This window comes from Nostoc sp., assembly GCF_036917615.1.
Lineage (GTDB): Bacteria > Cyanobacteriota > Cyanobacteriia > Cyanobacteriales > Nostocaceae > Nostoc.
The window spans coordinates 36,795-50,099 of record NZ_JBALCZ010000021.1 but is presented as its reverse complement, the minus strand read 5'-3'; the positions used below and the strand labels follow the sequence as shown (position 1 = coordinate 50,099).

Below are 13,305 nucleotides of genomic sequence, written 5' to 3'. Positions count from 1 at the left end.
AGGTGAAGCAGCCAAAAGGCAATTTAGCAGAAATTATAAATGACAACAAATCAAGACAATTTAGTGATTCCCAGCAATATTTGATGCTGGGAATATTCGGAGTTGGAATTACGGAATTTGAAATAAAATATAGAAAAGGGCATTCAACAATTTGCCCAAAGAAATAAGCGTAAATCCTGACAATTACTGTGTGAAATTACAAATGCAAATATAATTCGGGCAAAGTTTGCATTTGGGCATTTAAATGACAGATTTTTTGTAAAGGTTGTCCTTTGTAATTAGTCATTAGGAATGTAGATTAAACACAATACAAAACTTCTGTTTCGTAGGGTGCGTTAGCTAAGAGCATAACGCACCATCCCAATATTTTCGGTGCGTTACGGAAGCCATAACACACCTTACGAATAAATCCGTGTCCTTTAGTGAATAACAAAGGACAAATGTGCAAACTGGATGCGGATTAGCTTAAGACTTGTCTTGAGAAGCATTAGCGGATGAATTGCGTAAATCCTCCACATAAAGCGAGTAATCGCTCTGGAAATTTGTAGTTTTCCAGAAAATTACTTCACTTGATGATTTTTGCGTAGTTTAGAAGGTGAGGCATAATGCAATCCTGGATTCGCAGTGGTGGGATTCGTTCTTCAGGAACTTTTTGTACAGGCGTGGCGCTGATGGTGGTGACTTTATTTTCTTGGTCATCACCGTTAACAGGTACACCAAACTCGACTACAGCAACAGCTACGTCAGTCGATGAAAACAGCATCGCTCTATCTAATAGATCTCAACCTCGCTGGATTGAAATTGACCTCTCAGAGCAACGGTTACGCGCATGGGAAGGTAAAAAACTTGTTCATTCATACCGCATTTCTGGAGGTAAGCGATCGACCCCCACACCCATAGGTAGATTTTGGATTAATTCTAAGTATCGCACTCACCGAATGCGAGGCAGTGGCTACAATATTCCTGACGTTCCTTACACAATGTATTTCTACAGAGGCTATGCCATTCATGGTGCTTACTGGCATAACCGTTTTGGGACTCCAGTCAGCCACGGTTGCGTAAATTTACCTGTTAAGCAAGCTCGTAATCTTTACAACTGGGCTTCAATGGGAACTTTAGTAGTCGTGCGGAAATAATTGCAATTCTTACCTTGATGTATGGACAGGTGCGTTACACTGCGTGAAAATACCTGTCCATATATACTGCGTAGACTAAAAACACATTTTCGAGAAATTCAGGAGCTATGAGCGCCACAACTACTCAACGACTTACCCTGGAAGAGTTTCTGAAGCTTCCAGAAACAAAGCCTGCGAACGAGTATATTAACGGTAAGATTATTCCTAAATCAATGCCGAAAGGGAGACACAGCCATTTACAAGGTAAACTTTGTGCTGTTGTTAATGAAGTCACGGAAAATCAGAAGATTGCCTATGCATTTCCCGAATTACGGTGTAATTTTGGAGAACGCTCAATAGTACCCGATGTGGCTGTATTTCAGTGGGGACGTATACCGTTTACCCTTGATGATCAAGTACCTAATAATTTTGAATTTCCACCAGACTGGACGATTGAGATTCTCTCGCCAGAACAAAAACCCAACAAAGTAATTGGGAACATTCTTCACTGTCTGAAGTATGGCAGCCGCCTGGGATGGTTTCTTGATGACCTCAGTATTTTGGTATTTCTATCAGAGCAACAGCCAGTGCTACTCTAGGGAGAAGATTTTTTGCCTGTATTACCAGAAATTGAACTTGCACTAACCGTCAATCAAGTTTTTGGATGGTTAAAAATGGGCGTCTAGAAATAACTTGCCTGGAATCGAGAAAAACCAAATTATAGACATGTTTTACGCGTAAGCGCTTGTTGCTGCAACAGCTTTCTTTCGTTTTCTGTCAGTTGCACAGAGTAAGTTTTTTGCTGACCAATCATAGTACTGAATGGTTAAGGGATGTTTATGTATGCTTACCGTAACCTCAAAAATTTTCTCTTGTCAATTCGCTACGAACTTATGCAAAGCTGTACATAGATAAATATATTACTAGTATATCTATCTATGTATTTAGTTTATCCCTATTTTTCTGACTTTTCAACAAAAAAGCGCACTGTAATTTATAAAGTAAATGTGTAATTACTTATTTTTCAGTAATAATACTGATTTACTAAGCAGTCTGCTAGCTATAAGGTGGTTACTTGACAGCTAAAGGCGGTGACAACTCTGTTGAATTTTAGTACTCCTATTTGATTTTGAACAACTAAACTGCTTAGAAGCTTGACATACAAAGGACAGACTTATCATTGCATCGTCTGCCTAATTTGAGCACTCATTTGGAATAGCATAATTGCTAATTCTGTTAAGTTTGGAGTATTAATTACTACCTAATTGTTATTTTCAACTAATGATTGCTAGGGTGGCGAGTACAACAATATTTGTCAGGAGTTTTGTGATGAAAACATTCAATAAACAATTGCTTTTAGGCTTGACAGGTGCTTGTTTGGTATTTGGATATTCCAGTTTATTAGCCACAGAAACTCCTCGGCAAAGTCTGTCAACCTCAAAAGATGAAAAGTCGTTGCAAAAAGAAGCAGACAAAGACAATGTTAATCAATATCTTTTTAAGAAGAAACGGGATAGTTATAATTTCCTCGAAGCAGAGTTAAACAAAGCTATTAAGGATACAGAATTTACAGATGATAAGACTAAGGTGATAAAAAATCTTATTGTATTGGGAAAAGATAATAAGGTTAATAACATGAATGAAAATACTAAGGAACAAAAAATATTAATGGTGTCTTGGATAGATTTAACAAAGGATTACAATAAACATTGGGGAAAGCGTTTGAAGACACATGAACCTTATAAAATAAACTATACTACTTGGTTAACAGTACCTGATCAAGTAAAAGATTTTTGTAATAAATGTAAAGGCATAGGTATGAAAATTGATGACAAAGATATTGATGGCAAGGACAAAGGCAAAATGATGCTTTCGCTAAGATTGCAGCAATATTTAGGCTTACTTTTAACGCCAGGAGATAAGAAAACTCATTTTGTAGAAATATGGGTCAAAGCTAAGGATATAGAAAGGCCATGTAGCAACTCAGATATTAGTAGTTCTAGTTGTAAAAATTTTGCTCATAATAGCCTTGATAAGAACAGTTTTTTGTACAAGCAATTCAATAAAAGTCATTATTTGAATGAAAAAAAAGATAATAAACTGTATCCATTTACAGGGTTAGGTTACACATATGATTGGGGGAATCCTAAAACACATGTAGGGGCTACTGAATTTATCATAGAACCAAAAGAATCAGGAACATGGGTAGATGTTTCCTCAATAAAATCTACAGAAGAATACTGTGAAAAGAACTCTCTTCTAACAACACTTTCGCAAAAATCAAGAGGGCTTTCCTTAGTAGAGGATTTATGAATCAAGAAGAATTGACAATCACGACGCGTAAGAAATTCCTGAAAATCTTGGCGATCTTTGTTTTGGCAGTGGCAGTTACCTTTTGCGGCGATCGTTACGCGATCGCTGATGAACCGCCACCCGATGCCTCAATCATCTGTACAGAACCTAGTACGCTAGCAAAGAACTTGCGAAGCAAACTGGGGGATAAATTACTCACATACGAAGGTTGTCCAGAAGAAATGGGCGCTTGGTATATGCTACCGATGCCCAAAAACGAAAGCGATCGGATGCAAGCTGTTCACGCAGCGCTATTACCCAACAACAAAGTCCTCATTGTCAACGGTAGCAGCAACCGCAACCGTGTTACAGCACAAGACAAGATAGAAGACGGTGTTAATACTAAAAATTACGATGTCGTCAATAACACCTCTATCTTCGATCCCTCCCTTTCCGATCCGTTAATCGAGAACCCAAACATAGACTTCAATAAATCTCCTTTCCAGCGTATTGACTCACCCCTGGCAGAGATAAACGGCGAAAGCAATGACCCTTTCTGTTCCGGTCATTTACAGCTGCCCAATGGGGATGTGCTATTTATCGGGGGTAGCCGACTATACTATCCAGGTGTACGCTTCGCTGGGTCAAAACAAGCCAATATTTTTCACTGGCAAGAAAAGGACTGGCAAAAAGAAGACCAAAAGACGAAGAGGTGGGAAAACCTGGGTTTAACCAAGGATGGTCACTGGTATCCTACCCTCATTCCTTTAGCCGACGGGGCAATCGCTTCCTTCTCAGGATTCACAGCAGATCCCTCTCAGATTGTTAGCACTCTAGTGGAAATCTACGATCCTAAGCTGAAGACTTGGCAGTCTATCGATGTCAAGAATCTTCCCAACAATCCGTTTGTAACTAAGATGAACGACGAGAGCTACGGCTCTGACATCATAGACCTCTACGCCCGCATACTACCCACCAAACAGAAAAACCGATTCTTAATTACTGGAGATGGCGGTGGTAAAAATGAACCCAAAATTGCACACGCAAGTACCCATAGCTATTTCGTGACGTTCAATAAAGATCAGGACGGAGAGTATTCCATTAGCTTTGAGCCAGGTCCTGATAGACTGGCAATCAACAAAGTCTATGGCACTGCTGTCCTCGACCCCAGTTCTCCTAACGGGGATGTCCTGTTATTGGGTGGGATCATGGGCACCAATAACATTGGTATTGGCCCTGGAAAAGACGTTATCAAGGGAGCAACCATCACTGCTAGCCTAGAGCGTTGGAAAGCACCACAAGACACTAGCACTAAAGGTTCGTGGGAGATCGATAAGGACTTCTTAGGCAAAATCGATGAAGACATCCTGCTGAATACTGAGGACATCGTAGATGGCAAGGTGAAGAAATTTCCACTTAATTATAAGTATGTGAAACAGTCTTCAAGATTGGGTCGCTATGGCAAACGAGCTATGGAACAGGCGGTTATTCTACCCACCAAAGAAATTTTGGTGGTCAATGGAGGTAACTACGCCGAAACCCGTCCGGCTTACAACCCCACCCTGTTGATTCCCGATCACACCAAAACCGGACACCAAGGCTTCCGTACCAAGCTTATGAACCCGGATATCGAACCCAGGCTTTATCACAATACCGCTTTGCTCTTGCCGGATGCACGGGTGTTAGTCATGGGTGGTAATAACTCTCGTGCCGCCAGATACGATCAGGACGGAACAGTTCGTCTGGATACCAAGAATGATTTCGCCTTTGTTAACAAAGGCACTGATGGCAATAGCGGTGAGATATGGCAACATGCGATCTTTTACCCCCCCTATCTCTTCGGAAAGAGCGATCGCCCAGAAATTGCGATCGCTCCTGAAAAACTGCAATACGGTGCGTCTCAAACTATCTCTGTAAGCAATGCCTCTACAGATCAACCAGGTTCTATAGTTCTTGTAAAATTGGGATCTGTCACCCACTCCTTTGATAATGGTCAACGATTGGTAGATATCCAGATCGACAAAAAACAGATTAAATACTTGAGCGCAAACGAGCAACAACAAGGTGGCTTTAAATACAACGCTAGCATTCCCTTCACCGCTCCCACCAACGACCACTTTACCCCACCCGGCTACTACATGCTGTTCTACCTCAATAGTGCTGGAAAGCCTTCCCACGCGAAGATTGTGCAATTAGTAAATAGCTAATTGCCTCGTCGTAAATTCTTCCACAGAGGAGATATTTGTAGTAGTTTTTTAAACTCACTACTTATCAAATATCTCCCAGTCCGACTCTTAACCAGACAAGTTTAGATAAATCTGAAGTCAGGAGTTAGTTATGACAAGCGAAATCAAGGAAATTGACATCAACCAAATCGTCGAAATTGCTACCCCTTTTGATGATTTTGAACACGAATCACTGTTAGATGAGATACAGGGCAACATTCTCAAATCACACGGACGAAACCATGCTGTTTATTTGTTCTTAAAATTCAAGGGCGACATTGAAATAGGCAAGCAATGGATTGGCTGTTTTACTCACAGGTATGTCACCTCAGCACTGGAGCAAGCCGAGCAGGGAAAGCTGTATCGGCAGAATAAAGACGTATCAGGCAAAATATTCGCCAACTTCTTCTTGACAAGGGCTGGTTACATGCACTTAGGGTATACCTACCAGAATCTGCCCAATGAAGACGCATTTCGGCAAGGGATGAAAGATCCCAACATGCAGAATGAACTCGGCGACGATTCCGGCCAATGGGAGGATGGTTTTAAAAATAATGAAATTCATGCTCTGGTCTTGCTGGCAGCGGATAAGATAGTAGGCCCCAGAACCCAGGAAGCAAAGCTTGAGGAGCAGAAGGATCAGAATAAGCTGCGTCAGCAACCTGCTCTATTGAAAAACAAAGTAGCGGCAATAAAAAAAGAGCTGGATGCGATCGCCTCTATTGTCCACGAGCAAATAGGTTACGTCCTCAGAGATCAAAATTCTGGAGAAGAGATCGAACACTTCGGATTCCGAGATGGAGTCAGTCAACCGTTGTTTCTGAAGCGAGATGTTAACAAGGAAAGAGAACATAGCGACTTTTCCAAATGGGACCCCCGCGCACCCCTAAGCTTGGTTTTGTTCAAAGATCCCTTGGGTACAAAACACGAGAGTTACGGTAGCTTCTTGGTGTTCCGTAAACTGGAGCAGAACGTTAAAGCCTGGAACAAAGATGTTGTCGATAACCTAGCCCAGAAGTTGAAAGGTTCTGGAGACCCAAATCCAGCTTTAGCAGGGGCATACACTATGGGACGCTTCCAGGATGGAACACCAGTGGTGAAGACATCAAGCGGTAAAGATCCTAAAGATAACAACTTTAATTATCAAGATGATCCGCAAGGTTTCAAGTGCCCCTTCCACGCTCACACTCGCAAGGTCAATCCCCGTGGGGATACATCAGTCGTTGTATCAATCCCTCTAGAAGAGGAGAAGATGCATCGGATTGCCCGTCGGGCAATCAACTATGGCACTCTCCCCAGCGAAGAGCCAGAAAATAACGCTGGATTGCTGTTTATGAGCTTCCAAGCCAGTTTAATAAAGCAGTTCAACTTCATGCAGAAGGCATGGGCTAAACAAAAAAACTTTATCAAGCAAGATGTGGGAACAGATGTAGTCATTGGTGTAGAAAAGAAAGGAGACAACAATATAGCCGTCACGGAGACATACAATTGGCCGACTAACTGGGGCGCCCAAGAGCAGACTGAAGCTGACTTTACGCATTGGGTAACTATGAAAGGCGGAGAATTTTTCTTTACCCCCTGCATGAGTTTCCTCAAGTCGCTCGCTCCCGAACCCAGCCGCAATATTGAATTTCGGGGAGTCCCTAAACAAGAGATCAAAGCTGCTCAAGGCGTAATCGCTGAACTACAGAATTACAAGCACAGGAACTGGGCAATTGGTCTAAATGGAGATACCATTGAGCCGGACGGATTCCTCACCTTCTTCAACCAGCGAAAGCTGCCATTCAAGTTTTATTTGCAAAATCAAGTTCGATTGGGTAAATCCTCTGCCTACGATGATAATATTAAAATCCTAAATCAGTACATTGCAGATGTAATTCATCAAGAGAGTGACGCCTGCGAATATAAGATCGCTGAACTTGAGGAATACAAAGACCGGAAGTGGGGAATTGGTCTAAACGGAGATACCACTGAGCCGGACGGATTTGTTTATTTCTTTGGCGAACGAGAGCTACCATTCAAGTTTTTTGTGCAAAACGAACGTGTTTCATTGGGTGATTACTCTGCCTACGATGATGATATCAATACGCTGAATAACTACATCAGTTCTTTCAAGCAGTAACTAGGTTCTAACGGGGTTTACTTTACACTTCATCCTTCAGATGACCGTTGTGAAGTGCGATCGCTGATCGTGTAATCGCTTTCCTGATCACACCTCACTCTATATTGCTCAATTTTTTATTTCGTCATAGGCGCTGTAGCTCACTATCCTGGATTTCTCCCAAGGGGAGACGCAGCGCGTAGCTTGCTTCTCCGTAGGAGTATAAGTCGGGGAACCGCTTGGGCGCTGTACTTCCCCAACCTACATCTAAATTCATAAAAATTATTAATAATAAGGGTTTCAGATTTTTATCTAGCGAGAGTGATAAGTGATAAAAGAGGGTTAGTAAGAGGTTGTTTGAAAAGGGTCGGCTTGAGCCTCAAGTGCAACTCAGGGGCGCAATCTAAAATCCCAAAACTCCGATTCTCTCGTGGCAATTTCTCGGTAGCCAGGGTAGTGAAACACACGCTTAAGGACTTTTCAAACATCCTCTAAGACTCCAACCTAATTCTGGTGTACTGAAATGGCCATCATTAGCTTCCTCTATAGTTCTGAGTGCAATCACCGTTGAAGAAATATTTTACGGACTGACATTCAAGCCCAACTCTAGAATTCAAATATGATTCGATAGCTTTTTGGAAAATAACTGTGAAGTATTGCCCATCACCATTGAAATTGCCAAGCGCTCTGGTGAATTGCGAGGTCAACTAAAATTAAGTGGGAAAACACACACCCAAGCAGATATGATCATTGCTGCTACTGTTCAAATTCATCAATTGACCTTAGTAACGCGCAACATCCGGGATTTCGACGGCTGCGGTATCCCACTTTTAAATCCTTTTAGTTAAATAGTTAAACGCGCAGTAGTCTAACTCAACTGTGCCACGAATTGATTCTCCAAAAGCGGATCATTTTAATAAAAAAAAGCCTATTGATTTACCTCCTAGATCATCTTTACTAGCTGAATCTTCAATAATTGATGATTTGGCATTGTCAGGGATTCCTATAGTAGGGACCTTCGATAATTTCGCCATCAGGAAAGGTAGTTTTCAAGAACAGAGCGCCTTTGCTACTGGGGAAGAGCATTCCAGTTTGTTCCAAGGGTGGAATCCCCAATTTCTTAGCTCCAGTAAAATCAGTATTGGTCAGGATAGTCCAATCCAAATTAATCCCAGCGAATTCAACTTTAGTCAAATTAGCACTATCCAAAGCAGCCCCAGTAAAATCAGCATTGGTCAGGTTAGCGCCATCCAAGGAGGAGCAAGTCAAACAAGCACATCTCAGGTTAGCGCCGGTCAAGTTGGCATTAGACAAAATGGCTCCTCTCAAATCGACACCTCGCAAATTGGTGTAACTCAAATTGGCATTTATGGCTACGCCTACGCTAATATAGCGCTTCTGACTCCGTTTCAAATAACCTCTAACTCAACTGTGCCACAAGTTTATTTTCCAACAGCGTATCATTCATCAACAAGTCTTCAACGGTGATTCGCAAAAAGCGTTGCTCATCGACTTCAAAAAGGATTTTGATCCGATCGCTTCCTGGATATCCAGTTGGTGTCAGTTGGGCAATTGTCCTAGCACCTTCTTGATCGTTGAGGGGTTTGACGCTGATTTCACTACTGTCCAGACGGCGAGTAATCAAGCGATCGCCATCAAAATAAACTTCGGTATTGCCTGTATCTGCTCCCAATTCTCCGATAATTAATTCAATGCTGGGCTGATTCTCCATAGAAGCGCCTAAGACTAATTCCACTGGCTGACTCATTGGATATGCCTGTCCAGCTTTAATTAAAGAATGCCATTTGTGACGCTGATTGCGGCGATCCCAGTAGCGGATACCATAACTATGGTAAAGAAAGTCTTTGATTTGCACGCCTTGAGCTAGCTGTAATGCACCTTGAGCGATCGCTTCAAAAGGACGTTCGCAACGGATTTTTTCTGGTTTAAAATACTGTTTTATCCATGTCTGCACTACCGGCAATTGCACGGTGCCACCAACTAACAAAACTGCATTAATATCTGGAAGTTCTATCCCTTGGCGCCTTGCTTGCTGCAACAGTGTCGTCATCGACTCATCCAATAACTCAAAAAATGCGTGTTCTTTGAGGATATTTTCAAAAGTGTCGCGGTTTAGTTTCAGTTCATAGCTTTCAAATGTCTGATCATCAAAATAAACTTCACTGGCTTGGTTTTGGCTTGATAGCTGAATTTTCACCCGTTCTGCCAATCGTGTTGTCAAGGGACTTATCGTCAGTTCTTGAGTTTTGGTAAAGTAATCTACTAACCAATTATCAATATCAGTACCGCCCAAATTTTGCCCAGCTTTCGCCAGGACACGGGCAGTTTTTACTTTTTGTTTTGAATCTTCAGCCAGGGACTTATTACCCCACTTGAGGATAAATCCCAGCGGCTTTGTGGCTGCTTGCACACCTTGATCCAATCGGACAAGAGAGAAATCCAAAGTGCCGCCACCAAAGTCAATCACCAAGAGAATTTCTTGATCTGCCAAGCCATAACCCAAAGCGGCGGCTGTGGGTTCATCCAGCATCCGCACCTGTTCGACAGGAAGGGCTTGACAAACTTTTCCCAGCCAGTGACGATAAGCTTCAAAACTATCTACGGGTACAGTTAACACTAGAGAATCTAACCCACCTTCCAGGGGTGCTAGTTGTTCAATCACCTGGGTGAGGAACCATTGCCCTACTTGTTCAAAGGTGACAATTTGCCCATCTAGTTCGGGTAAAAAACCTTGGATATCTGCACCAATACCGCGCTTGAAGCTGCGGAAAAATCGCGTTTCGCCCTTGAGGTCAAGACCGCGATCGCGTACTTGTTGCCCTACTAAGACTTTATTTTGTCTTGCGTCTTCAACATAAACCAAGCTGGGAATCAGTGGCGGATTGAGACTTTGTTTAATTGATAAACCTGGTAGATTCAGGGTTTCTGGCTGCTGGGTTACAGGGTTCCAACGAGCAATGACTGTGTTGCTAGTACCAAAATCGATTGCGATCGCCATATTTTATATTTATTCTTTCGCAGGAAGACGCCAAAGTTACTTTATTTTTGATTATTCTCTATAACCCACCAAGAATGCAAATGCGCCCAGACGCTAACTTCTTTGCATCCCAACCCAGATATCGATTCAGTCCGTTGCAGCGAAGTGTTAGCTGCAACAGATAGCACAGTTAGACAATGATCCTGGGTTTTGACGTGTCCAGGATCTGCAATTAACTCATAGTTTTTCAGCCGAACTCGGTCATGCCAGTAGTCAAACAATACCTTGCTGTCGTCCATTATTGTGTGATCGCTTGTAAATATCCTCCGCGATGACGAGTACTGATTGATTCTCTGGGGATTCTGAGGATTCACTTAACAATTTAGCAGTGGGGAGTGGTCAAAAGCTGGTGACATCTTTTCCCAATGTCTCTAATCTCTCTACTAAATTACTACCTTTATTTATTGCTAATTCCAACTCTTCCTTTTCCAACTGTCCAATTTCATATTCCAAACATTTTATTTTATTTTCTATATCAGGGATAATTAAACTTGAGATAAATTCATTCATGTTTATTGAATAATTTTTGTCAATACTTTCTCTTCCTTTCTTTAATCGCTCTAGTATTTCATACACTGACATCGTTTTAATAACAGTACCAGAAAGTTCAATTCTTTTATGAAACTCAGAGATTTGGTATCTTAAGCTATCATATAATTGATTGATTTTTTCATAAACTTCAATCCAAGTTACTTTCTCAGCTACCCTTAATTTTATATCACCATAATAATTAGAATTATTTCTTAGTAATAGAAGTTTATTATTTATTAAATTATGCACTTCTGAGAATTTATGATCTGCATCATTAGGTAGCCGGAAAATACAAATAAATGTAAATGAATCTTTTTTTTTAAGCAAATCAACAGACTTTTCTAAAATTCTTTCAATCTCTAACTTTAATAACTTTAAATATTCTAACTGTGGGAGGTTTAACTCATCCTGTTTAATATTTACTAAACACATATCAAGCCTTTTGTTGTAAAAATGTATAATAAATACTAAATTTCTTTTGCTTAAAAACCCTCAGAGAAATCACAGTTATCTGTGAAAATAAATTACATAAGTAGACTTTCAGTAATAAATTATTTTTACCAACTTTATGGAGTGCGATCACCTACGGCGGGCGGACACGCCATCGCACTTTTAGACTGAAGATTCTTTTTACCGAAAGTTTCTCATGTTTTTAGGTGGTGGCTTTACTGACTGCGCCAATTTTGTTACAAAGGTTTTCAAATTATCAAATGGTACAACGGCACAGAAACCGTCTTTGTCCTTGAACTCAAGGCTAGTGATTTGAACGCCATCTCCATGCAGGCAAAGACTGGTATGAGCAACGGCGTTTCTGAGTTTTTTAACGAATTTCGGTAGAGTGTGATGGTCTTCCAATCCCCAATCTTGGATGAAGTCGGGGCATAGTCCCCACTCTTCTAGTTCTTTAATAGGTTTATTAGGAATATTCCTATAGCAATGTTCTTTGGGTAAAACCAAAAGACCGAGTAGGCAGTTGATGAGTAGCGTAACTTCAAATTGCTGGTTTTCTGAAACACACTTCATTACGTATTTTTCATACTGCTCAACGATTTCGAGAGTTCGAGCGATAAAATCGCGTTGAAAGGTTTCGTTATATTCCATTTTGCCCTCCGCGTTCTGAATAAATTTTTTAGCGAAAGTCTCTCATCTTAAGGGGACGCTTTTGTACGTAATCGTTGACGGCTGGTTGCAGCACTGCACGTTGGGGTAACTTACGACTTCAACTTACAGACTTCACCAGCTAGTTGGTGGAAGTGCACGAAGGGAAAAGATGGCAAACCTACTTAACGCGATGTGCGACTTAATATTTCGCAAAATACTAAAACCTAGTCATAGCCAATATTTTGTCGATGAGTGTTTTTTCTTGATCTAAATCGCTCATCTTTGGAATGGTTGTGAAATAAGAGTTTTGGAAAAGTCGCACACGGCGTTACTTATGTAGATTACATTGTTAAATTGCCTAAGCGATCGCTGGAGGAGTTTTGTCGCTGGGTCTAAGTGGATGCACTGGCTAATGAGTATTAGTACAGAAACTTGGTCTAACCCGGAACTCCGGGTTAGTGGTAGATAGTTTACGCTCAATCTTCATGCCGTAACTGCCATACTGCACCAAAAGCGGCCCCAGCCCCAGCTAACAATCCACTACTCATTCCTTGGATAGTTTTTTGGATTGGATCTTGGGTGAGACACTCACTTGTAACCTTACTATCATCCAAGCAGAGACTACTTTCTGCCCAACCGGCAGTACCTCCTAAAATTACACCAGTTATACTACAGCAAACAACTAGCAGCAAAAGACGTTGCGTTTTTCTAACCATAGATAGATGTGTCAAATATTATAAATAGTGATTGACTTTAAATTACTATACACATTCTTGCTAGCAAATGTCAGCTGGTTTCAAGAGAACTGGCGGCTATTCAAAACCCAGACAAGTATTAAAAAATCTGATTGAACATCGCATCTTAAAAAAATAACCTCTGGGG

Annotated in this window: 13 protein-coding genes and 1 pseudogene; 7 read left to right on the top strand and 7 right to left on the bottom strand. The window is 41.2% G+C overall.

The features are described 5' to 3' along the window. Positions 1-2 precede the first annotated feature (2 nt). From V7K85_RS07835 to V7K85_RS07810, 6 genes and pseudogenes are all read left to right on the top strand, one after another. Entirely contained in the window at positions 3-167 is a 165-nt protein-coding gene (locus tag V7K85_RS07835; protein ID WP_334812445.1) for a hypothetical protein, read from the top strand. 438 nt (positions 168-605) lie between these two features. Further along, positions 606-1,136, top strand: a complete 531-nt coding sequence (locus tag V7K85_RS07830) for a L,D-transpeptidase (RefSeq protein WP_334812443.1) — start codon at positions 606-608, stop codon at positions 1,134-1,136. Between the two features lie 107 nt (positions 1,137-1,243). Then, a pseudogene (locus tag V7K85_RS07825) lies at positions 1,244-1,801 on the top strand (Uma2 family endonuclease). Between the two features lie 643 nt (positions 1,802-2,444). Then, positions 2,445-3,428, top strand: a complete 984-nt coding sequence (locus tag V7K85_RS07820) for a hypothetical protein (RefSeq protein WP_334812441.1) — start codon at positions 2,445-2,447, stop codon at positions 3,426-3,428. Beyond that, positions 3,425-5,614, top strand: a complete 2,190-nt coding sequence (locus V7K85_RS07815; RefSeq protein ID WP_334812439.1) for a galactose oxidase early set domain-containing protein — start codon at positions 3,425-3,427, stop codon at positions 5,612-5,614. Before V7K85_RS07820 ends, V7K85_RS07815 begins: the two co-directional genes overlap by 4 nt. A 130-nt stretch (positions 5,615-5,744) precedes the next feature. Beyond that, positions 5,745-7,754 (top strand): Dyp-type peroxidase, encoded by a 2,010-nt coding sequence (locus tag V7K85_RS07810; RefSeq protein WP_334812437.1) that lies wholly within the window; start codon positions 5,745-5,747, stop codon positions 7,752-7,754. A 124-nt stretch (positions 7,755-7,878) separates the two neighbouring features. On the opposite strand, the gene V7K85_RS07805 is transcribed toward V7K85_RS07810, so the two are convergent. After that, positions 7,879-8,010, bottom strand: a complete 132-nt coding sequence (locus tag V7K85_RS07805; RefSeq protein ID WP_334812435.1) for a hypothetical protein — start codon at positions 8,008-8,010, stop codon at positions 7,879-7,881. Positions 8,011-8,368: 358 nt separating this feature from the next. On the opposite strand from V7K85_RS07805, the gene V7K85_RS07800 reads away from it, so the two are divergent. Then, entirely contained in the window at positions 8,369-8,581 is a 213-nt protein-coding gene (locus tag V7K85_RS07800; protein ID WP_334812433.1) for a PIN domain-containing protein, read from the top strand. 145 nt (positions 8,582-8,726) lie between these two features. On the opposite strand, the gene V7K85_RS07795 is transcribed toward V7K85_RS07800, so the two are convergent. The 6 genes from V7K85_RS07795 to V7K85_RS07770 form a co-directional block, all read right to left on the bottom strand. Then, positions 8,727-9,146, bottom strand: a complete 420-nt coding sequence (locus tag V7K85_RS07795) for a pentapeptide repeat-containing protein (RefSeq protein WP_334812431.1) — start codon at positions 9,144-9,146, stop codon at positions 8,727-8,729. Between the two features lie 7 nt (positions 9,147-9,153). After that, a complete protein-coding gene (locus V7K85_RS07790) occupies positions 9,154-10,752 on the bottom strand; it encodes an Hsp70 family protein (RefSeq protein WP_334812430.1) in 1,599 nt (532 codons plus the stop codon). Between the two features lie 41 nt (positions 10,753-10,793). Further along, positions 10,794-11,030, bottom strand: a complete 237-nt coding sequence (locus V7K85_RS07785) for a hypothetical protein (RefSeq protein WP_334812428.1) — start codon at positions 11,028-11,030, stop codon at positions 10,794-10,796. A gap of 100 nt (positions 11,031-11,130) precedes the next feature. Continuing rightward, on the bottom strand, positions 11,131-11,754 hold the full coding sequence (locus tag V7K85_RS07780) for a hypothetical protein (RefSeq protein WP_334812426.1): 624 nt from the start codon (positions 11,752-11,754) through the stop codon (positions 11,131-11,133). A 198-nt stretch (positions 11,755-11,952) separates the two neighbouring features. Beyond that, positions 11,953-12,423, bottom strand: a complete 471-nt coding sequence (locus tag V7K85_RS07775; protein WP_334812424.1) for a HEPN family nuclease — start codon at positions 12,421-12,423, stop codon at positions 11,953-11,955. Between the two features lie 476 nt (positions 12,424-12,899). Then, the gene (locus V7K85_RS07770; RefSeq protein ID WP_334812423.1) at positions 12,900-13,139 is read right to left on the bottom strand and encodes a hypothetical protein; all 240 of its coding nucleotides are present in this window, start codon (positions 13,137-13,139) and stop codon (positions 12,900-12,902) included. Positions 13,140-13,305 lie beyond the last annotated feature (166 nt).